21 protein-coding genes and 1 other RNA gene are annotated in these 22,271 nt (G+C 45.8%); 20 read left to right on the top strand and 2 right to left on the bottom strand.

Annotation, left to right across the window (positions count from 1 at the left end; all coding sequences use genetic code 11):
• Positions 1-117 precede the first annotated feature (117 nt).
• The 7 genes from AC2TF5_RS19800 to rnpB all read left to right on the top strand — a co-directional run bounded on the left by AC2TF5_RS19800 (position 118) and on the right by rnpB (position 6,784).
• Complete coding sequence (locus AC2TF5_RS19800) at positions 118-591, top strand: YaiI/YqxD family protein (RefSeq protein WP_491298869.1); 474 nt, start codon at positions 118-120, stop codon at positions 589-591.
• 40 nt (positions 592-631) lie between these two features.
• Positions 632-2,449 carry a DNA primase gene (gene dnaG, locus AC2TF5_RS19795; protein ID WP_491298868.1) on the top strand — a complete coding sequence of 606 codons (1,818 nt, stop codon included), beginning with the start codon at positions 632-634 and terminating at the stop codon, positions 2,447-2,449.
• 41 nt (positions 2,450-2,490) lie between these two features.
• Positions 2,491-3,624 (top strand): RNA polymerase sigma factor RpoD, encoded by a 1,134-nt coding sequence (rpoD, locus tag AC2TF5_RS19790; protein ID WP_491298867.1) that lies wholly within the window; start codon positions 2,491-2,493, stop codon positions 3,622-3,624.
• 109 nt (positions 3,625-3,733) lie between these two features.
• Positions 3,734-4,396, top strand: a complete 663-nt coding sequence (locus AC2TF5_RS19785) for a hypothetical protein (RefSeq protein WP_491298866.1) — start codon at positions 3,734-3,736, stop codon at positions 4,394-4,396.
• Complete coding sequence (locus AC2TF5_RS19780; protein WP_491298865.1) at positions 4,393-5,157, top strand: tRNA (adenine(22)-N(1))-methyltransferase; 765 nt, start codon at positions 4,393-4,395, stop codon at positions 5,155-5,157. The genes AC2TF5_RS19785 and AC2TF5_RS19780 overlap by 4 nt, the downstream gene beginning before the upstream one ends.
• Positions 5,133-6,248, top strand: a complete 1,116-nt coding sequence (locus AC2TF5_RS19775; RefSeq protein WP_491298864.1) for a Nif3-like dinuclear metal center hexameric protein — start codon at positions 5,133-5,135, stop codon at positions 6,246-6,248. The genes AC2TF5_RS19780 and AC2TF5_RS19775 overlap by 25 nt, the downstream gene beginning before the upstream one ends.
• A gap of 132 nt (positions 6,249-6,380) precedes the next feature.
• Positions 6,381-6,784: RNase P RNA component class A (gene rnpB, locus AC2TF5_RS19770), an RNA gene on the top strand.
• Between the two features lie 412 nt (positions 6,785-7,196).
• On the opposite strand, the gene AC2TF5_RS19765 is transcribed toward rnpB, so the two are convergent.
• Positions 7,197-9,131 carry a S8 family peptidase gene (locus AC2TF5_RS19765; RefSeq protein WP_491298863.1) on the bottom strand — a complete coding sequence of 645 codons (1,935 nt, stop codon included), beginning with the start codon at positions 9,129-9,131 and terminating at the stop codon, positions 7,197-7,199.
• A 187-nt stretch (positions 9,132-9,318) separates the two neighbouring features.
• Here AC2TF5_RS19765 and AC2TF5_RS19760 point away from each other — a divergent pair, with 187 nt between their 5' ends.
• The 6 genes from AC2TF5_RS19760 to thiI all read left to right on the top strand — a co-directional run bounded on the left by AC2TF5_RS19760 (position 9,319) and on the right by thiI (position 14,140).
• Entirely contained in the window at positions 9,319-9,825 is a 507-nt protein-coding gene (locus AC2TF5_RS19760; RefSeq protein ID WP_491298862.1) for a YpuI family protein, read from the top strand.
• A 153-nt stretch (positions 9,826-9,978) separates the two neighbouring features.
• Entirely contained in the window at positions 9,979-10,206 is a 228-nt protein-coding gene (locus AC2TF5_RS19755; RefSeq protein ID WP_491302948.1) for a DUF1540 domain-containing protein, read from the top strand.
• Positions 10,207-10,245: 39 nt separating this feature from the next.
• Positions 10,246-10,623, top strand: coding sequence for a hypothetical protein (locus tag AC2TF5_RS19750; protein ID WP_491298861.1), 378 nt, complete (start codon positions 10,246-10,248; stop codon positions 10,621-10,623).
• A gap of 161 nt (positions 10,624-10,784) precedes the next feature.
• A complete protein-coding gene (locus tag AC2TF5_RS19745; protein WP_491302947.1) occupies positions 10,785-11,513 on the top strand; it encodes a lytic transglycosylase domain-containing protein in 729 nt (242 codons plus the stop codon).
• 218 nt (positions 11,514-11,731) lie between these two features.
• Positions 11,732-12,883 (top strand): cysteine desulfurase family protein, encoded by a 1,152-nt coding sequence (locus tag AC2TF5_RS19740; protein WP_491302946.1) that lies wholly within the window; start codon positions 11,732-11,734, stop codon positions 12,881-12,883.
• A 12-nt stretch (positions 12,884-12,895) separates the two neighbouring features.
• Positions 12,896-14,140, top strand: coding sequence for a tRNA uracil 4-sulfurtransferase ThiI (thiI, locus tag AC2TF5_RS19735; RefSeq protein ID WP_491302945.1), 1,245 nt, complete (start codon positions 12,896-12,898; stop codon positions 14,138-14,140).
• A 127-nt stretch (positions 14,141-14,267) separates the two neighbouring features.
• Here thiI and AC2TF5_RS19730 read toward each other — a convergent pair whose 3' ends face one another.
• Positions 14,268-14,960, bottom strand: coding sequence for a TerC family protein (locus tag AC2TF5_RS19730; RefSeq protein ID WP_491298860.1), 693 nt, complete (start codon positions 14,958-14,960; stop codon positions 14,268-14,270).
• A 127-nt stretch (positions 14,961-15,087) separates the two neighbouring features.
• Here AC2TF5_RS19730 and AC2TF5_RS19725 point away from each other — a divergent pair, with 127 nt between their 5' ends.
• The 7 genes from AC2TF5_RS19725 (at position 15,088) to AC2TF5_RS19695 (ending at position 22,237) form a co-directional block, all read left to right on the top strand.
• Positions 15,088-15,741, top strand: a complete 654-nt coding sequence (locus AC2TF5_RS19725) for a TerC family protein (protein ID WP_491298859.1) — start codon at positions 15,088-15,090, stop codon at positions 15,739-15,741.
• Positions 15,742-15,987: 246 nt separating this feature from the next.
• Positions 15,988-16,497, top strand: a complete 510-nt coding sequence (locus AC2TF5_RS19720) for a hypothetical protein (RefSeq protein WP_491298858.1) — start codon at positions 15,988-15,990, stop codon at positions 16,495-16,497.
• Positions 16,498-16,641: 144 nt separating this feature from the next.
• Complete coding sequence (gene typA, locus AC2TF5_RS19715; RefSeq protein ID WP_491298857.1) at positions 16,642-18,483, top strand: translational GTPase TypA; 1,842 nt, start codon at positions 16,642-16,644, stop codon at positions 18,481-18,483.
• Between the two features lie 73 nt (positions 18,484-18,556).
• The gene (locus AC2TF5_RS19710) at positions 18,557-18,853 is read left to right on the top strand and encodes a YlaH-like family protein (protein WP_491298856.1); all 297 of its coding nucleotides are present in this window, start codon (positions 18,557-18,559) and stop codon (positions 18,851-18,853) included.
• Between the two features lie 146 nt (positions 18,854-18,999).
• A complete protein-coding gene (locus tag AC2TF5_RS19705) occupies positions 19,000-20,082 on the top strand; it encodes an LCP family protein (protein WP_491298855.1) in 1,083 nt (360 codons plus the stop codon).
• Between the two features lie 77 nt (positions 20,083-20,159).
• The gene (locus AC2TF5_RS19700) at positions 20,160-20,612 is read left to right on the top strand and encodes a pyridoxamine 5'-phosphate oxidase family protein (protein WP_491298854.1); all 453 of its coding nucleotides are present in this window, start codon (positions 20,160-20,162) and stop codon (positions 20,610-20,612) included.
• 293 nt (positions 20,613-20,905) lie between these two features.
• Positions 20,906-22,237 (top strand): PhoH family protein, encoded by a 1,332-nt coding sequence (locus AC2TF5_RS19695; protein WP_491298853.1) that lies wholly within the window; start codon positions 20,906-20,908, stop codon positions 22,235-22,237.
• Positions 22,238-22,271 lie beyond the last annotated feature (34 nt).

Below are 22,271 nucleotides of genomic sequence, written 5' to 3'. Positions count from 1 at the left end.
GCCCCATTGGAAAAAAGAGGATTGCCTTATATAGAGTTCAAGAAGAAGGATTTTAATCCTTATAAGACGTATATAATATATATAGCGATATTATTAATTCGAAATCCGGTGATGCCCATGACGTTAACACGTCCAATACACATCGTTGTAGATGGTGATGCCTGCCCTGTTAAGAAAGAAATCGCCGAGACAGCCAGAGCGTTCCACGTTCCTGTCCTGCTGGTATCCTCCTACGATCATCTGCTCCGTGAAGAGGAGGGAATCCAGACCGTTCAGGTGGATCGCAGTGATCAGAGTGCCGACTTGTACATTGCCAACCACATAGCGCGCGGTGATATTGTCGTTACGCAGGATTATGGATTGGCTGCACTGGCCTTATCAAAATCCTGTCAAGTGCTGTCGTTTCGTGGACGGATATTCAGTGATCAGGATATCGATTTTTTGCTTGATTCCAGGCATCACCAAGCCAAGGCGAGAAAAGCGGGGCATTACGGCAAAGGCCCCAAGAAAATGATGGATGAGGACCGGAGAATTTTTCAACATAAACTGACAAAACTTTTGCAGAAATTGCAGGAGAACGAACACTCATAGCGAATACTATTTACGTGCTAAAGAGATGAAGGTGGTTGGGATGAGTACCGGTCAAGGAAATATATCGGATGAGGTCATCGAGGCAGTACTAGCCCGAAGCGATATTGTCGACACGGTCAGCAAGTACGTGCATCTTACCAAACAGGGGAAATACATGAAGGGTTTATGCCCCTTCCATTCAGAGAAGACCCCTTCCTTTACGGTTACACCGGAGCGCCAAATCTTTTACTGCTATGGCTGCGGCAAAGGCGGTAATGCCATTAAATTTAGAATGGAAATCGAAGGATTTTCCTTTCCCGAAGCTGTAAAGACCATGGCAGAAGAGAATGACATCGCCTTACCGGAAGGTCAGGGTGGTCCAGTCATCCCGCGCAATCCGGAGAAGGAGCGTTTATATGAGGCTTATGAGTTGACTGCCAAGCTGTATCATTTTCTTTTGAAAAATACAGAGCACGGCAAGGAAGCGATGGCTTACTTACGCTCACGCGGTATGAATGACAAAATTATAGATCAATTCCAAATTGGTTTTGCACCCGACCGATGGGACACACTGGTTCAATTTTTGAGTAAGCGAACCTTTGATTTGAAAGAGATGGAGAAAGGCGGGCTGCTGTCCGCAAGACATGAGAGTGAGGGTTACCTGGATAAATTCAGAGGAAGGGTAATGTTCCCGATACATGACCGGAATGGCAGAGTGATTGCTTTTGCCGGCCGGATCTTAGGGGAGGGACAGCCTAAGTACCTGAATTCCCCGGAGAGCTTGTTGTTTAACAAGAGCCGCACTTTGTACAACCTGAACCAGGCCAAGACGTCCATACGCAAATTGCGTCAGATCGTATTATGCGAAGGTTACGGCGACGTTATATCTACCTGGGAAGCGGGTTTTCACAATGTAGTGGCAACGATGGGGACTTCTCTGACAGAGAACCAGGCAGCACTTATGAAGTCCATGGCAGAAGAAGTCGTTGTAACTTATGACGGAGATAAAGCTGGGTTGGCTGCTGCAATGAAAGTCATACCACTGCTTGAAAATGCCGGCCTCAGAGTAAGAATTTCGGTTATGAGTGACGGATTGGATCCAGATGACTACTTCCGCAAGTATGGTACGGAGCGGTTCAGACATGTGGTGGAGTCAGCCGTTTCGACCACGAAATTTAAACTTATATATCTGAAAAAAAACCATATACTGCTAGAAGAAGAAGGCAAGATATCGTATGCGAAGGAAGCACTTCCGATCATTGCCGTCCTGAATTCTTCAACCGAACGCGAAGTTTATTTGAGGGAGTTATCTTCAGAACTTAACCTTTCTTATGAAAGTCTCAAGCAGGATTGCAATCTGTTGAGACAATCGTTACAAAAAAAGATGGACAGTGGGGATAATAAGGAAAAAAGGTGGAATAATGGTAGGCATAAAAAAGGGCAGATTTCCGCTCCAACGCTACTGCCGGCGTATCATGCTGCAGAACGGCGGTTATTGTCTCTGATGCTTCAGGATGCTGAGGCAGCCCGTTATGTGGGCGATAATCTTGGAGAAGCGTTTAATATTAATGATCATGCAGCGATTGCTGCTTATCTATATGCTTATTACGCACAGGACAAACCACCGGATATCAGCCGGTTCATGTCATCGCTTCATGATGATCGGCTTGAGATGACGGTTAGCTCTATTTCCATGATGGATAATCCTACGGACTGGAATATTCAAGTACTCGATGATTGCATACGTGAAGTACTAAAATATCCTAAGCAGAAACAGATTGATCAGAAAAAGGAAGAAATGATGAAGGCGGAACGTTCCGGTGATTTTATGCGTGCCGCGCAAATTGCAAGTGAGATTATTGCCCTAGAGAGACAGTGACGGCCCAGCTTGAATGTTTCTAGGGAGGAGGGAGTCGAAAGATGGCGAATGATCAGCATACTGAACTAGAAACGGAATTTACACTGGATCAAGTAAAGGATCAGTTGATTGAACAGGGTAAAAAGAGATCCGTACTGAGCTACAAAGATATTATGGAGAAATTGTCTCCTTTTGATCAGGATCCCGAGCAAATGGAGGAATTCTACGAGCAACTCGGCGATTTGGGGATTGAGGTAAATAACGAGAGTGATGAGGAAACCAGTCACCGCCAATCTGACGATCAAGATGAGAACAATAACGACGACTTCGGTGGATTTGATGACGACTTGTCTCTGCCTCCGGGTATCAAAATCAACGACCCTGTGCGTATGTATTTGAAAGAGATCGGACGCGTACCATTGTTGTCTGCAGATGATGAAGTGGAATTGGCAAAACGGATTGAGAATGGGGATGAAGAAGCGAAGCGACGTCTCGCTGAAGCTAACCTCCGTCTCGTTGTAAGTATTGCCAAGCGCTATGTCGGTCGAGGAATGCTGTTCCTGGATTTGATTCAAGAGGGCAATATGGGACTGATCAAAGCCGTCGAGAAATTCGATCACAAAAAGGGTTATAAATTCAGCACGTATGCTACATGGTGGATTCGTCAGGCCATTACACGTGCGATCGCTGACCAAGCCCGTACCATTCGGATTCCCGTTCACATGGTGGAGACGATCAACAAATTGATCAGAGTATCCAGGCAGCTATTGCAAGAGCTCGGACGTGAGCCGTCTCCTGAGGAAATTGCAGCGGAGATGGAGCTGAGCGTTGAGAAAGTCCGCGAGATTATGAAAATTGCACAGGAACCAGTTTCCTTAGAGACACCAATCGGTGAAGAAGACGATTCCCATTTGGGAGACTTTATCGAAGATCAGGAAGCTCTGGCACCTGCCGATGCGGCGGCTTACGAACTGCTAAAAGAGCAGTTGGAAGATGTGCTGGATACACTCACAGAACGTGAGGAAAATGTGCTTCGTCTTCGTTTTGGACTTGATGACGGACGGACAAGAACACTTGAGGAAGTCGGCAAAGTATTTGGTGTTACTCGTGAACGGATACGTCAGATTGAGGCCAAAGCGCTTCGTAAACTCCGCCATCCGAGCCGCAGCAAGCGTCTGAAGGATTTTCTGGAATAGGAGTAAGTCATTGGACCTTCTGCAAATTATCGCAGTAAGGTCCTTTTTCTTAGCCCTAAAACGAAAGGTCGCGTCTAATATGGAATCAAGCTCCTAATCAGGGAGAAACTTGAAATTATGGTTTCTTTGTTTTGGGATTATTTCCTTCATTTGTTTTATTGGTCTTTATTTTAGCTCTTTTCCCTGGTCATTGCAAATTGCTTCCATCTTTTTTGTCACAACATTCTGTTATGGAATTGCTGCAGTGTTCAGGAAACACGGTCATACTTTGTGGGGATATATGGGCGCTGCCGCTGGAAGTCTTCTGATGCTTGCAATGGGAGTAGCTGTCATACATATACAAGAAGTTAATGACCAATATTGGGTGCCATTACTGATCTTGATTTGCAGTTTTATATGGTGTTTGGTAGGGTATTGGTTAAACATGAGTTTGCTCCAATATTGTGGCTTTTTGGGCTGGGCAGTTCTGTATGCCAAATTATCCGCATTTATTGCTCCCGAGATGTCGTCGATAGAGGTTGAGCTTTGGTGGTTACCTCTGAGTGTGCTTGCAATTGGACTGACCTGGTTGGTGCATTATAAGTTTAATCGCCTGTCACCTGCGTTGTTTGCAGTAGGAGTAACCTTTTGGTTCATCCCTCAGGTTGATCTGATTCTCCTGAGAGGGGAGACACCACAGGATCAGCTTTACTGGATACTGATCAAGGCTTTGATAGCGTTCGTGTTGTTATTTGTATTACGAAAAAAATGGATTGCGTGGGTGTCATCATGAAATTATCGAATCGATTACAGTTAATATTGGATCATATTCCTCCTGGAAGCCGTCTTGCGGATATCGGCTCCGATCATGCACTTCTGCCAACAGCAGCCGTTCAGTCAGGGATCTGCGTCTCGGCTGTAGCAGGGGAAGTGAATGCAGGACCATATCAGGCAGCTGCCAAACAGGTAAAAGAAGTTGGGTTAACGGAGATTATCACCGTACGCCGTGGAGACGGTCTAGAAGTATTGGAACCCGGTGAAGTGGATGTGATAACCATTGCCGGTATGGGAGGAGGACTAATTGCCTCCATTCTTGATCGTGGGTTGGACAAGCTCAGCGGTGTCAGCAGATTGGTGCTTCAGCCGAATGTAGGTGAAGATACACTTCGCCAGTGGCTGTTGGAGCATGACTGGTTACTGATTAACGAGCATATTTTGGAGGAAGACGGTAAGATTTACGAGGTGTTTATCGCTGTACCAGAGGGACAGTCTGACCTCGACATTACGAATGAGACCTTGTATAAGGAACGCATTCTCGATGAAGGCGTTGTTCTTTCGCCGAAATGGCTGCTTCGGTTAGGACCGTGGCTGATACAGAGACCGACTTCTGTGTTTCATGCCAAGTGGAGATCAGAAGTAGATAAGCTGAACAGTATTCTCCGTTCCTTATCTAAATCTGAACTGGCCTCAGCAGAGGAGAAATCGCGAGAGATTACAGCAGACATTAAACATATACAGGAGGTGCTGGCATGTTTGCTAAAGGACAAACTGTAATACAATATATGGAACAGCTGGCTCCGAAGCATGTAGCCATGCCGGATGACCGGATTGGACTGCAGCTCGGTACTTTGCAAAAGGAAATCAAGACCGTATTAATCGCACTGGATGTGAATGAAGAAGTGGTGGAAGAAGCCATCGAACTGGGGGCAGATCTGATTATTGCCCACCATGCGATTATTTACCGCCCGTTGAAGCAGCTGCAAACAGACACGCCGATGGGTAAGGTATACGAGAAGCTGATTAAACATGATATTGCCGTATACATAAGCCACACTAATCTGGATGTGACGGAAGGTGGAATGAACGATTGGATGGCTGAAGCGCTAGGTATGGAAAACACAGTGCCGATTCATGATGTTCATACAGAGCAGCTATCCAAGCTGGTTGTATTTGTGCCGAAGAGCCACCATCAAGAAGTATTGGATGCGGTATTGAACGCTGGAGCCGGTTGGATCGGCAATTACAGCCACTGCAGCTTCAACATTGAGGGCTTTGGTACCTTTATTCCTAGAGAAGGGACGGATCCATTTATAGGTAAGCAGGGGCAAATGGAGCGGGTGGATGAAGTCCGAATCGAGACAATTGTTCCGCTAAACATCCGTAACAAGGTGGTACAAGCGATGCTCAAAGCCCATCCTTATGAGGAAGTGGCTTATGATCTGTATCCGATGGATCTAAAAGGCCGATCCCTCGGCTTGGGCCGGGTTGGAAAGCTGAGTCAACCGGTAACACTTGCTGCAATGGTGGACATCGTTAAAGAACAGCTGGATGTACCTCATGTCCGTGTTGTAGGGGATCTCAATCGCATGATCAAAAAGGCTGCTGTCATAGGCGGCTCGGGTGGCAGCTTTGTGAATAGTGTATTGTTTAAGGGAGCGGATGTCCTGGTAACAGGAGACGTGGATTATCATACAGCTCAAGACGCTTTAGCAGCTGGCCTCGCCATTATTGATCCGGGCCACAACGCTGAGAAGATTATGAAGTTGAAAGTAACGGAATGGATGGAGAGCAAGCTACAAGAAAATCGTTATGATACCCGGGTGGTAGCTTCAAGCATTAACACAGAGCCTTTCCGTTTTATTTAAGCTTGAAATTGCTGGGTTAGAGCGGTGGAAAGTCATGATTTAACAACATTAATGGAACAATCCTCTTGAAATGCTAACGATTATGGGTTGTATCCGCTCCGAATACCTTGTATACTATCAAGTGTTGTCCGGAAAGTTTAACAGACAATCGCTGGCGGCGAGAGCCGCGAGAGGAAAGTCCGGGCTCCATAGGGCAGGGTGCTGGATAACGTCCAGTCAGCGCGAGTTGAAGGATAGTGCCACAGAAATGGACCGCCGATGGCCGCTTTGCGCGGCACAGGCAAGGATGGAACCGAGGTGTAAGAGACCCCGAGGAACGCTGGTGACTTCGTTCCTGGTAAACCCCACTTGGAGCAAGACCTAATGGGACGTAGCTTCTTTCGAGGAAGCAGCCTTAGCCCGAGGCGCGTCCAGGTTGGTCGCTGGAGCCGTTCAGTAATGACCGGCCTAGATAGATGATTGTCGCTTATGGTGGCAGGGTAGTTCCCGTTATGACCACGAAGAGCACAGAACCCGGCTTATGGTAAGCTTTCCTAACTGCAACAGTTATTATAGTTTCACCCAGGTATATGCATGATTATAACGCGTATTTTTCCGGATGATCTTTTTAGATCTGCCGGGAGGGTACGCGTTTTTTCGTGCCCAAGCGTTTGTCCACCGGTGTCTCCAATCATATGTGAGCCAATCATAATTGTTAAAGATCATTTTGTACCACAAATCGTACCTGTCATTCATCCGATTAAAGTTGTAGATAAGGTGCATTGTGTTCCTGTACAACATCATGTTTGGACGTTCTCCAGGGAAAGTGAAGAAGTAGTACGAGACGTTACAGTTTCCGGCAGATCGCCGAAGAAACGTCCCGCTCGAGTTTCACGCGCCCGGCACAAGAAATAAATAAGAAAAACTTAAAAAAGCAGCTTCCCCTATAAAAGCGGAAGCTGCTTTATTTTACTTGTTATCGCTTGGACTCAACCTGTGAAGCTCTTCTTGTAGCCGCTGGAGGATATGTTGCGGCCATAGCTGCAGAGGTACACTCTGATTGCTGGCAGCCTGCAGGGATCGGAAAACATCGACTTGACCGTTACCGTAGTACTTGTCTTTCCCTTTTTCACCAAGATCAATGGCTTGAGAAATCATGAGATCCATCACTTCCCTGTTGGTCAGATCAGGATTCATTGAACGGATGAGTCCGGCCATTGCAGCCACATGCGGACTTGCCATAGATGTACCGGATAGAGATGCGTACTGATTACCAGGGTAGGTGCTGGCGATATTTGTACCTGGTGCGGTGACATCGAGATAATCCCCATAGTTGGAATAGTCGGCTCGGCTCATATCCTGATTGGTGGCTCCAACCGCGAGCACTTCTGGATAAGCTGCCGGGAAACCCGGGCGCTCCGTATTGTCATTTCCCGAAGCGGCTACAAGCAAGACGTCACGGTCATATGCATATTTAATGGCATCATGTAGAAATTGCGAATCCGCATAATTACCCAAGCTCATGTTAATAACCTTAGCGCCATTGTCGGTTGCCCAAATAATGCCCTCAGCGACTGCATAGGTTGTACCTGATCCGCTGCCGTCCAGCGATTTCACAGGCATGATTTTGTTATACCAGCTCATACCTGCTACACCTTCTCCGTTGTTTACCAATGCGCCGATAATGCCAGCTACATGTGTGCCATGCCCCACATCATCAGTAGGCATTTTTTTTGGATTCACAACGTTATAACCCTTAACGAATTGTCCACTCAGATCTGTATGATCAAGGTCTACACCCGTGTCAACCACAGCAATAATGACGTCCTCACTGCCTTTGGACAAGTTCCAGCCCCGATTTGTTTCGATAGCAGGGAGGTTCCATTGGTACTGGGAAAAAAGTAAGTCATTTGGAATATTAGCCTTTTCGAGCGTTGGGTCATCGGAAGTTTTGTCATTCTTCACACTGGTTTTGGTACTAAATCCGTTCGTTAAATACATGTAATGCGGCTCTGCGTATTTAGGGTTCCATTTCTCAGTAAAATAAGTGTGAAGAGCTTTATAATCCATTCGATCAGAACGAAAAATATAAGCATAGCCAAGTTTACGAGGAGTTCCGGCTGATATCTCCTTGGAGATTTGTTTCAGTTCCAGATCCGTTGGCTCATGTTGGAATCGGATTACAATTTCATTCTCGTAGAAATGACTCGCTTTTTCGTTGTCATGTCCGGTCTTGACTGTAATATCCCGGAGTGTATCCGTGTGAACGGACTCAACTCTGAACTTTCCTTCTTTTGGATAAGGAATCAATCGCAAATTTTTCTTTTGATGGTCTGATACTTGCATCAGCACTTTCATGCTGATTAGAGCAGCGGCACCGTACTTATGATCCGCTGAAGGCTCTGCAATAATAAAGAACGGCTTACCTGCTACAGTAAATTTTGGAGATTCATACCCTTTTCCACGTTGAAGATTTTGCTCAGCTTGTCGCAGATGCTGCTCTATTTGGTGTTTGTCTTGGGTACTCCAGTTTTGGGTCTTGCCGTCCACTTCGATTTGCTTTCGTTTTTTCAAGTCGTACCATACAAATTTTTCACAATGATCGTGTGTACGCTGATGCTTCTGTACAAATTGCTTTATTTGTTGCGGATTGTGGGACTTCTCCTGCTTTAACATAGCCTGCAGGTGCTGCTTTGCATCCATTCGGTTTAAACGATCGGTAGTATTCAGGTCCCCCTCTATAGCTGTTAATTTAAACCGATTCTCTCCCTTGGGTGGTAACGGCTTGTTTTGTGTTCCGGAAGCTTGCTCCGGAAGATTAGGGTCAGGAATCAGCAAAAAGACGACGAACAGACCCAGGATCGCAGCAGTACCCAATAAACTCCATAGGCGGCGTGAATTCATATTCATTCTCCTTACTGATTAACATTAATTTTTCTTTAGCGTTGGGAGAGAAGGCTTATTTTATGCGTCTTGATTGATTCATTATTGGGATTTCTTAAAGAAGTTTTTTATGGTAGGATAGTACATAATCATTGACCGCAGGCATATGCTTGGACGGTCAGTAACCATTTAAGGGGGAGCAACCGTAATGCCAGCAGACAATCTTCAGAATCTGTGCGCGGAGACAAGGGAAAAGCTCAAATCCGCTATAAGCATCATGGAAACGTTTTTGAATGAATACGCCTTGCCTCAATTAGCTGTAGAACAGGATGAAGAGATAAATCATTTTTACAAAGGATTTCTTTCCGATCTTCGCCATTTGCTCACATTTTCGGAGGTTTCCTTCGAGAAACTCGGCATTGTCCAGCGTCGTCCTAATTTTGATGCTGAGTTTGCCGAGAAGGAGTTGTATCATGTATATCATCGCTGTGTAAACAGTTTCTTTTACCCTAAAAATGAAAGCTATTCCGAGGATGGCCGTTATGCATACACTGGCCAGGACGCAATAAGATTCCGTAAGAAGCCTATTCGTCCGGCAAGAGACGTCATCATGGATATTACGAAAATTTATGAAGAACTCCGGGATGATCTAAACTACTATGAAAGTGATTATCTCACGGAGCGCCGAATGCAGACAGAAAGAAAGCACGCGTAATTGTTAAAATTAATCATTTTATATAATTTGAAGGTCAAATGAAGAGATACCTATATGGTGATCTCTTTTTTTGTACGTCTTAACACCAACTGACAGTTCTTTGAGTGAATACACCTTGTCGTATAAGGAGAAAATGTGTACGAGGTGATTCTAATGGCCAATGAAGCCAAACCATACGTCAAATGCAGTGTGAGTAATTGCAGCTATTGGGGAGAACAAAATGTGTGCCGTGCCGAAATGATCATGATTGAGATTGATCGTCATGCTAACGTGCATCTGGGTGATGAGTTTGCCGATGAGGACTTTGTTAACAATCATCAAGATACCGCTGGCACTTCTTCTGCAACTTGCTGTTTGACGTTTAAACCGAAAAAAGCATAATAACGCTTAATCGTCTTTTAACAACAGGGAGGTGCAGCATTGAGTAAAGACAAAAAACGCAAGAAAAACAATTTCAAGGTCGTTGACACCAAACGTAATCGTGTGGATTACCCCCGCAAAGATCATGAGGAAGAATATGCAGCTGAGGTGGCTCCTCCTGTCGGGAGAAGTGCCCAGCACAACAAAAGCGTGGAGAGTGAAGTTGATTACGTTTCGACAGGCCGCGTAGCAGGATATGTAGGATTGGGGATTGGCATTGCCTCATTATTTATGTGGTCTGTGATTTTAGGGCCAATCGCAGCTGTCATTGGTTTCTATGCCTACTCTCAAGACAGCAAAACGCTCGGAGCGTGGTCGATGGTTCTCGGTATTTTGGCAACCATTAGCTATTTTGTTCTGATCCCGTTTGCGAGGTAGGTACGAAACATGATCATCAGGATTATCCCTGAACAAAAAAACAGACAATTCGCCATTTTATAGTGCGGATTGTCTGTTTTTTTGTCGAATGGGTATAGCAGATTGTCCCAAAAGGATGTAAAATGGAAATTGAAACCTAAGAGGAAGATGTGATGAATGAAATGCAGATTGATCTGGCAACGTCAAGAAGTATGGTAGAGCTTCAGCGTTCCATGACAAGCGGTTCTCTTGGCCTAACGGAGAGTTTGGGAGTAACGGAGAACAGCACGGACTTTGGATCTGTACTAAGCAGTGCGATGAGCGGTGCTCCTGTTTCTTCAGGGACGACTATTAAACTGGGCCCGGGAGTTACATGGGAGGACGGTTTGTTGTGGCAGCAACTTGGAACAGTGGAATACCAAGGCGAGGTTGCTGAACAGGTAACCGGTTCTTCATCGGTAACAGCTGCAGATCTTCGTGAGGATTCTATAGTAACAACAAATTTCGAGGAATTAATTACCGTAGCTGGGGAAAAATACGGAGTACCGACATCCCTGATCAAAGCGGTCATCGATACGGAATCGTCGTTTAATCCGAACGCAGTATCATCGGCTGGAGCGAAAGGTTTAATGCAGCTGATGGATGGTACAGCCCGTGGACTCGGTGTTAGCAATTCGTTTGACCCGGCTCAGAATATTGACGGCGGAGCCAAATATTTATCGTATCAACTGCAGAAGTTTGACGGGGAAATTGCCATGGCTTTGGCTGCCTATAATGCCGGTCCTTCCCGTGTTACACGTTTGGGTGTATCCAGTGATGCAGAGCTTCTTGCTCAAACACATCAACTTCCTTCGGAGACACAGGCATATATTCGTAAGGTAATGAATGCACGTACGAAATATGAGGTATAGCCTCTGATATATATGGCGACGGAAAGGATCAAACGGGGAGTAAACGGCGGGCCACAGGCCATGGCCGGCTATACCGTTTGATCTTTTTGTGCAAGTATTGGAATTTATATGTTTCACGTATAAATAATCTAATATTTCTCGAAGGAACGCTCTTCATCCTCATGTAGGATGTAGCAGGCGTTTCTTCTTGTGGTAACAGGAAGGAGACTGAATGAATGATGATATATTGGGATCATGCGGCCACAACCCCACCTTACAGGGAGGTTGTGGAGACAATGGCAGAGATCATGAATCAGCATTATGGTAATCCATCAGCTCTTCACCAGGCTGGCGAGGATGCGGCTAAGCTGCTGAAGCGGGCCAGGGAAGTATGTGCAGGAACGCTTGGTGTAAAATCGTCCGAGATTGTGTTTACTTCGGGAGCGACAGAGGGTAATAATATAGCCATTAAGGGAGTGGCGATGCACTACCGCTCCCGGGGACAGCATATAATTACAACGAAAACGGAGCATCCGTCGGTTTATGAATGCTGCAAGCAGCTTGAAAGTTTAGGATGGGAAGTTACATATGTTCCTGTGGATGAGTATGGGGTAGTCGATCCGCTTCAAGTTGCATCTGTGGTCAGAAAAGATACCGTATTGGTAAGCATAATGCATGTGAATAATGAGACAGGAGCGGTTCAGCCTCTAGATGAGATCGGAAGATTGGTTAAGGAAAGGAACAGCCGGACATTGTTCCATGTGGATGGTGTTCAGGGCTTCGGTAAGCTTCCCGTTTCGCTGGAGGATTGGAAGGTAGATTTGTATACATTATCTGCGCATAAATTCAAAGGACCGAAGGGTGCGGGGATTTTATATGTACAACAGGGGATACAGTTGTTTCCTCTATTGGTCGGTGGTTCCCAGGAGAATGGTCAGAGACCCGGAACCGAAAACGTGGCCTCGGCAGTAGCTGTTGCGAAGGCAATGAGACTGGCACAAGAGCGCCAGGATACCTTTTATGATAAAATAGGCAAGCTGCGTAATCTGCTTCTAAATGAAATCCGGAGTATTCCAGACTTTGTACTGAACAGCAGTGAGAAAGGGGCCCCACACATTGTTCATTTCTCATACCCGGGCTTGAAGCCGGAGGTGCTGGTTCATACATTGGAGGAACTCGGAATGCTTGTGTCGACCAAATCGGCATGCTCATCCAGGAATAGTGAACCAAGTCGGGTCTTACAAGCTATGGGCAAGGATAAGGAAATAGCCGCAAGCGGCATTCGTATCAGTATGGGATGGGAGCACACGGATGACGATATGAATCGTCTGGTTAAAGCTCTCCGCCAGTCAGCCGATAAGCTTCGACCCTTAAGCGCTAAGAGGGGGTAAAACCATTTGAATATAACCTATGACATGCTGCTTCTCCGTTTCGGAGAATTTACCCTGAAGGGGAAAAACCGCAACCGTTTTGAGAAATCTGTGCTTATGCATGTAAGATCATTACTAAAGGCATACCCTAAAGCTAAAATCTTGAAGGAGTATGGAAGAATATATGTGGAGTTGAACGGGGAACCGAATGAAGCTTTAACCGGAGTGCTCAAAAAGGTATTTGGAATTGTCTCTGTCAGTCCTGTCCGAGTCTGTCCATCGGAGCTTGATGAAATTGTCAGGACTGCAGTGGATTTTATAGGGCAGACTGATCTTTCGGACGAGACAGAGACAACGTTCAAGGTGAATGCGAGACGTGTATGGAAGGAGTTCCCGCATTCTTCTCAAGAGATGAATCATCTGATTGGTTCTCCTCTGCTTCGAACGTACTCACAGCTCAAAGTGCAAGTAAAGCATCCGCAGATTGAGCTCAAGATTGAGATCCGCGAGGACCGGACCTATCTTTATTACGAGGTCATTCCGGCCGTTGGCGGGTATCCGCTCGGGACAAACGGAAAGGCGATGCTGCTTCTGTCGGGGGGAATCGATAGTCCGGTTGCCGCCTGGTCTGCTATGCGGAGGGGGCTGGAAATTGAATGTGTGCATTTTTACAGTTACCCATACACGAGCCAATTGGCCAAAGAAAAGGTTATTGATCTAACGAAAATATTGTCTGGTTATGCGGGTCACATCAAGCTTCATCTTGTCCCTTTTACCGATGTACAGACATCCTTCGCTGGCATCGGTCAGGATAATTTAATTATTACGTTCATGCGCCGTGCAATGCTCCGCATTGCTACCATGCTCGCTGAACGTGAAGGTGCGCTTGCTCTCGTAACGGGGGATAGCTTGGGCCAGGTAGCCAGCCAGACGCTGCCTAACATGAATGTCATTGGCAGAGCTACTGAACTGCCGATTCTCCGTCCGCTTATAACGACCGACAAGAATGATATTGTGAATCTGGCCAAGCAGGTCGGAACTTATGAGACGTCTATTTTACCTTACGAGGATTGTTGCACATTGTTTGTCCCGAAATCACCGACAACGAACCCCAACCTTCGGATCGTGGAAAAAGTGGAAAGTTCCTTGCCAGGATTGTCTGAACTTATTCAGACAGCTGTTGAGCAGACGGAGACCATTATTGTAACACCAGAGCTGAGTTTAGACCGGAATCGTGAAGAGATTCCGGACGAAGTAGTTAAAGAGAAATGGTTCTAGATTGCAACCAAGATATAACGAAAGGACTTCCCATGGCAGGGAAGTCCTTTTTGTTAAGAGCCGAAAAACTACTGCTAAGTGCGGTCTGTCTTCCTTGAAGTATGTCGATAGACGTTTTTGTTGTGGTTCATGAAGTACTTGTTTGTTCCCGGTGGCGGCGATTAGATTTCTTTTTGAAATGTCCTGCAGCCAGAACACCTATGATAACCGTTGCAATGAACAGACCGTGTACAAGGGAGTGGGATTCAAAAAAAACTTTAAAATGTTTTTCGTTCGTGATCATTGAGGCGGCTGTGAATCCCAATACCGCTGCTCCCAGATAGATGATCCAAGGGAACCGGTTGATCAGTTTGATAAATAGCGTACTGCCCCAAACAACGATAGGAACACTGATTAGAAGACCAATGATGACGAGAAGTGTATTATGTTTCGCTGCACCTGCTACGGCAATAACGTTATCCAAACCCATAGCCGCATCAGCGACGATGATTGTACGGATAGCGGCACCCAGGCTTTTCTCTGCCTTGATATCTGTACGATCGTTCTCATCTGTCAGAAGCTTGTACGCAATTCCGACGAGCAAAATTCCTCCTACCAGCATTAGCCATGGCACGTTAAGCAGCCAGACTACGAGAATAGTAGCAAAGATGCGGAGAATAACAGCACCGCCAGTTCCGTAGATAATTGCCTTTTTTTGAGTAGCCGGTGGAAGATTTCGGGCAGCCAGGCCAATGACAATGGCGTTATCTCCAGCTAGGACGAGATCTAAGAACACAATGTTGATTAAGGCCAAGAAAAATTCCACAGTTGTGGTATCCATGTTTGTCACTCCTCATGTGTTACGGCTCCGCCTGAACAAAGTGGATTTATTATAGGCCTATTTTTTCAATCGTGCAAGCATAGCCCGCACACACCGCTCATATGTGTTAAGTGGGGGGGTTGTCAGAGTGGGGACGATATGGCTGTTAGGACAAATATTAATCATTAATCTGGTGCTAAGCGGTGACAACGCCTTGGTTATTGCTATGGCGAGTAGGGATCTTCCTGAGAAACACAAGAAAAGGGCAGTATGGATCGGCACAATGTGTGCAGTGTTATTGCGGTGTGTTCTCACGTTTGCTGCCGTATTGCTACTTAAGGTACCGTATTTACAAGCCGGAGGGGCACTACTTTTGTTGTGGATCGCATTCAAACTGCTGGCTGACCAGCATGATAGCGGCGCCCGCTTCTCTGTATCTTCCTCCATGTGGAAAGCAATCAATACAATTCTGATGGCGGATATTGTAATGAGTCTGGATAATGTTCTTGCGATAGCAGGCCTTGCAAACGGTGATCTGTCTTTAATTATGATAGGCATCCTACTTAGCATACCTATTGTCGTGTGGGGGAGCGGTATCATTTCAAAATTACTTCAGAAATTTCCGATCCTGCTGTATATCGGGGCAGGAATTCTTGCTTATACGGCGGGGGATATGCTGCTTCAGGATTCCAAGACTGGGCTGCTTATTGCCTACTGGGCACCTCAGTCCCATACCATTTTACCCGCAATGTTGGCGCTCTTGGTCATAGGCTTAAGCGGATTAAAAACGTTGAAAAAGTAAGGCTGTATGGTAAAAAGCACCTGACAGGATAACCTGTCAGGTGCTTTTTGGAGATAAGAAAGTATATATCTTCTTTGAGGTACGTTGATAGACGTTTCTTACCCACTGAAAATCGACCCCAAACGTTTTTTTATGGGGTACAAGCTCAGGATATGGTTTTTTTTGTCGGTTTCGGATAAGATTAAGATAAGTACATTATCTTAGTGAAACCAGCGATTGTACATATTAAATAAAGAGGGTGATGAGATGTCCTCCAAAAAAGATTTAATGCTCGGTTTATTTATCGTTACGGCAGGCGTTGTAATTTTGCTCGGTAAGCTTGGAGTGTTCGGGTTTTTGGGCCGTACCTTATGGCCGATACTCCTGCTTCTACCGGGTCTGCTTCTTCATGTATTGTTTTTCGGCCGTCGTGCGTCAGCAGCGATCCTGATCCCTGGCGGGATTCTTACGGTTTATGGAGTGCTGTTCCTTATCTGCAGTTTCTGGGGATGGGATCTGATGCGCTCATTGTGGCCGATCCTTATTTTGGGTATTGCAGTAGGTCTATATGAGTATTATCTTTATGAGAGACCCCGGCCCGGGGCCGTATTTCCGACGGCACTTGGTCTGATGCTTTTATCGGTTGTGATCTTTATTTTCACTTGGCTGAACACTGGAGCGTTTTATATTATCGCGCTTGTATTGATCGCAGCAGGGATCTGGCTTATTTATGGACGTAACCGGACGAAAGGCGGAAAATGGAGCCGCGGGTGGTAATTTTGCTGGAAATTTTCTGAAAAGACTTGATTTCTATATCAGATTACCTATAATATAGTGGTTATGTTGAAGCGTCGGTAGGCATTAACGCCCTGGCGCTTCTTTGGGTGGCTCATTCGAAAAGAAGGGATTTGAGATATATTTATGCAATCTAGAGATCAGATTCGCAACATCGCAATCATTGCCCACGTTGACCATGGAAAAACGACGCTTGTCGACCAGTTGCTGCAGCAATCCGGTATTTTCCGGGAGCACGAAACTTTGCAGGAGCGGGCGATGGACTCGAATGACCTGGAACGGGAACGCGGGATTACCATTTTGGCCAAAAATACGGCCATAACGTATAAAGATTTTCTAATCAACATTGTTGATACTCCGGGCCATGCTGACTTTGGCGGCGAAGTGGAACGTATCATGAAGATGGTTGACGGTGTATTACTTGTTGTTGATGCTTATGAAGGATGTATGCCTCAGACGAAATTTGTGCTTGGCAAAGCGCTTGCGCACAACCTGACTCCCATTGTTGTTGTTAACAAAATCGACCGTCCGGCAGCTCGCCCGGCGGAAGTCATAGATGAAGTTCTCGACCTGTTTATCGAGCTTGGCGCGAACGACGAACAACTGGAGTTTCCAGTTGTGTACGCATCCGCACTGAACGGTACTTCAAGTCTTGATGCAGAGAAACAGGACGACAACATGCTCGCTCTATACGAAACAATTATCGAGCATATCCCTTCCCCAACCGAGAAAGTGGACGAGCCTTTACAGTTCCTCGTAACACTGATGGATTATAACGAATATTTGGGTCGGATTGCTGTTGGTCGTGTGAACCGTGGTATTATCAAGCAAGGACAACCAGTTACCGTTATGCTGCGTGACGGTTCCAGCAAGACGGCTCGTATTGAGAAGTTGTTTGGTTTTCAAGGTTTGAAGCGTGTAGAGATCGCTGAAGCGGGAGCTGGAGACATTGTTGCCATTTCCGGTATTAAAGACATTAACATTGGCGAAACCATTGCAGATCCTCAGCATCCTGAAGCCCTTCCTGTGCTTAAGATTGATGAGCCTACACTGCAAATGACGTTCCTCGTTAACAACAGTCCGTTTGCAGGACGTGAAGGTAAATGGGTTACATCCCGTAGACTGCGTGATCGTCTCTTTAAAGAGCTGGAAACAGACGTCAGCCTTCGTGTGGATGAGACAGACAGCCCGGATGCTTATATTGTATCGGGTCGCGGTGAGCTTCACCTTAGCATCCTGATTGAGAACATGCGCCGTGAAGGATATGAGCTTCAGGTATCCAAGCCTGAAGTTATCGTAAAAGAAATTGATGGTGTCAAAATGGAGCCGATCGAACGTCTAATGATCGATGTGCCTGAAGACAGCACGGGCGCGATTATGGAAAGTCTGGGCTCCCGTAAAGCCGAGATGGTTAACATGGTTAACAGCGGTAACGGTCAGGTGCGTCTAGAGTTCCTGATTCCTGCTCGTGGACTGATTGGTTATCGTACTCACTTCCTGACACTGACACGTGGTTATGGTGTGATGAACCATGCTTTCGACAGCTACGGACCACTGCATGGTGGCCAGGTTGGCGGACGTCACCAAGGTGTTCTAGTTTCAACCGAGAACGGATCAACGACATTCTACGGCATGATGTCCGTGGAAGACCGTGGAACACTGTTCCTGGAGCCAGGTACTGAAATTTATGAAGGTATGATCGTCGGGGAGCATACTCGGGATAACGACATCGTTGTAAACATCTGCAAAGAGAAGCAGCTTACTAACGTACGTTCTGCTACGAAGGACGATACCGTTAAGATGAAAACACCTCGTATGTTCTCATTGGAGCAAGCGCTAGAGTACCTGAATGACGATGAATATTGTGAGATTACACCGAAGTCCGTTCGTCTTCGTAAGAAGATTTTGAACAAGAGTGAACGCGAACGTGCAGAAAAGCATCGTAAAATGGCGGAATCGAATCTATAATAGAGAGAGCAACCTTCTCTTTAATATAGAAGTTGCGTAAATGTGTTTCCTATCGTAAAGGAGTGAACCTGTTATGCAAGCCTGGTTTGCCGCGCATCCTCTCATTTCCTATATCATCATTTTTGTGCTTATTACTTACGTGTACAACAAGGTATTCCGGGTGAAGCAGAAGCTTCCGCTTCTGAAAGAAATTCTCCTGTATATCCTGATGGCACTGGGCTCCGGCATGCTGCTCATCTTTCAAGTTGACAAACTGCCGATTATCCAATGTCTGCTCGTTGCAGTGGCGCTGATGTTGATGGTTCGGATCCGCTATTTTGTAGAGGACCGTCAGAAAAGGAAATCTCAGACGGAAGCGAAAACACGCTAAATTTTACCTTGCCGGTTGATCCGGAAACTTTTTGCCAGTCACCCTCGTTTATAAAAAGAGAGAAGTACACATGGTCCGGTAAATACCCCTATGTTGGGGTGTTTATCGGACATTCCTCTAAATTGAATGAAAAAAGGTGTTATGATATGAGTTCTGGTCAAACTAATCTACCTCCGAGAGCAAAAAGCGGGGGACAAAGCAAAAAGAAGCCGCCTCCAAAGAAAAAAAGCGGTGTGAAATCATTTTTTAAAGTTATTCTGATTCTTGTATTGCTAGCAGTTTTAGGAGTTGCGGTTTATGCCGGAAGTTTATACTTCAAGGTTGAGAACGGTATACTTGATACCGGAAATAATAATAAGGTACCTCCGGAACAGTCAGCCAAGGTCAAGCCGATCACGATGCTGCTGCTCGGTACGGACTATAGGCCGGAAACCGGGACTCATCTTACGGATGTGGTAATGGTCGTTTCGATGCATCCGGAGACGAATTCGGCCACTTTGATATCATTGCCAAGAGATACAAGCTTGCAGCTGGAAGGTTATAAATCGAATCAGAAGTTGAATGCTTTCTATCCTATATTCAAGACTCAGGAAAAGAAGAGTGGTATTCTTGCCGAAGACCAAATGAAGACGATGCTTGGAAAATATCTGGATGTGGATATAGACTACGTTACTGTTCTTAACTTTCAGGCATTCCGTGATGTAGTTAATGCCCTCGGTGGAGTGGACGTGGACGTGAAATATAACATGTGCCACCGGGACTCTGTGGACGGAACCGATATAAATTTGAAGGTCGGTCCGCAAGAGCTTGATGGAAAGCAAGCACTGGATTATGTCCGCTACCGGAAGTCGATGAACTGTAAACCGAAGACTAAGGAGTCCAACGACTTTGACCGAAATGCCCGTCAGAGCGAGGTGCTTCATTCTATGATTGACCGAATGAAGTCGTTCGGAGGAGCAACAAAAGCTTTTAAGGTACTTGATGCAGTGGACGATAATATGAAAACCGATCTTGAAAAAGATCAGCTTAAGAATATGATCATGGCGTATTACGACATTAATCAAGAAGATGTGAAATTCGTGCCGGTTACTGGCGAATGGCGTAGTCCTTACGTTTACATTAACGATAGTGAGCTGATGAAGGCGAAGCAAGCGTTGAAAGATGAACTAGCCGGCAAGCATACCCGCGAACCGGAGGGTACAGACACGGAATCCGCACCTAAGTCGTGACAATTGAAGGCAAGTTTTACGCTGTGATATAATACAATGTAACAAACGAAAGTTCATTGTACAGGAGGCCGGTGTAAATGTCCCAACCCACTACGCAATTGACGGAAGCTTTGATGCAGAAACTGCAGCCCGAAACATTCGTATTGCTAAATACCGTGGATGCTGTATCCGGTGGCCCGACTTCGAGCGTTATTTCATGGATTTATGCGGTAGATCCTTTCACACTCCGGTTAGCGATTGATCATCGTTCACGGCTTGTGAACAATCTCAAGCAAAACCCGCTTGTGACCGTAACGGTGTATGGAGACGGACAAGTATTTGCTATCGGAGGCCGTGCCGAAGTTCGTCAGGATCCTATGGATGAAGTACCTTTTGAAATGTGTTGTTTCGACATACATGTTGAAGCGGTGCGCAATGCACTTTTTCATGGTATTGAATTATCTGCATCTCCTGAGTATGTTAAAATTTATGATGAGCGCGCAGCCGAAAAGCTTGACGGACAAGTTTTTGCTGCCATGCGAAAAGCCTAGTGATGTTATCACTGGGCTTTTTTTGTACGTTTTTGCAGATTTTTGCTTGGCAAGTACGGACTCTGTCATTACATTGACAGCTGTTGTCGTAAACTGCCTATTTATTGCAAGCCTCTTGTATTCTGAAAGGAGGTGATGTTTAGGTAATATAGCAGCGCGCCCTGGCTAATATATTGAGCATAGCAGTCTCAAAGGTTCATTTTGTCCTTTCATACAGCAAAGAACGAACTATACGGGGTTTGCTTCGATAATGTGGTGGACGTGTGTAATGAAGGAGCAGTGGAGGGGATACAATGAAAAAAATTTTTGTACTGGATACCAACGTTCTGTTGCACGATCCTAATGCAATTTTTGCATTTGAGGAGCATGATGTGGTCATTCCCGCTGTTGTACTTGAAGAAATCGACTCCAAGAAGCGAAATGCCGATGAGCTCGGACGGAATGCCCGCTCTGTATCACGTCTGCTTGACGGACTTAGGGAGAAGGGACAACTGCATGATGGTGTTCCATTAGAACACGGAGGCAGACTCAAGGTTGAGCTGAACCACCGCAGCTTTGTTAAGGTACAGGAGATGTTTTGCGAGGCCTCGAACGACAATCGGATTCTGGCCGTCGCTTTGAATTATAAATTGGAGGAAGAACCTAAAGAAAATTCGCGTCCTGTCGTGTTGGTCAGCAAGGATGTGCTGGTCAGAATTAAAGCGGATGTGCTTGGTCTGACAGCCCAGGATTATTTGTCTGACAGAACAGCGGACCCGAGTGAGTTGTATGCAGGCCATACAACTCTGAAGGTACACCCATCAGTAATAGATGAGTTTTACAGTTATCGTTCATTACCAATTAAGCCTCTTCAGCTTCCGTATACGCTCTTTCCACATGAATTTGTTATTTTGAAAGACGAGATGGGAAGCGGAAAGTCGGCATTGCTTCGCGTGAATTCGGATGCCATAAGGCTGGAGCCTCTTTATCTTAGCAACGATCCGGTGTGGGGCATATCAGCCCGCAATGCTCAACAGAGAATGGCTTTAGAGCTATTATTGAATGACGATATACCATTGGTTACGATAACAGGCAAGGCCGGTACAGGTAAGACACTGCTCGCACTAGCCGCCGGTTTGTGTAAAGTAGAGGATGACCATAAATACAAAAAGCTGCTGATCGCAAGGCCTGTGGTTCCTATGGGGAAAGATATCGGTTATCTACCCGGTGAAAAAGAAGAAAAACTTCGCCCGTGGATGCAGCCGATATATGATAATCTGGAATTTCTGTTCGATACGAAAAAAGCAGGCGATATTGATAAAATCTTAATGGGGCTTGGAAGTATTCAAGTAGAGGCACTGACTTATATACGAGGACGCTCCATTCCAGGCCAGTTCATTATTGTGGATGAGGCCCAGAATTTATCCCGACATGAAGTCAAAACGATCGTCTCCCGTGCAGGGGAAGGAAGCAAGGTTATTTTGATGGGGGATCCGGAGCAAATTGATCATCCCTACCTGGATGCTGTTAGTAATGGATTGACTTATGTTGTTGAACGTTTTAAACAGGAAGGTCTGAGTGGTCATATTACGTTGACGAAAGGCGAGCGGTCGAAGCTGGCCCAGTTGGCGGCAGATTTGCTGTAAACTCTATTTTCCGGGAAATGATACAATCTGGACG

The organism is Paenibacillus sp. JNUCC 34, assembly GCF_058269055.1.
The sequence above is the reverse complement of the archived record's forward strand: the minus strand, read 5'-3'. Positions and strand labels throughout refer to the sequence as shown.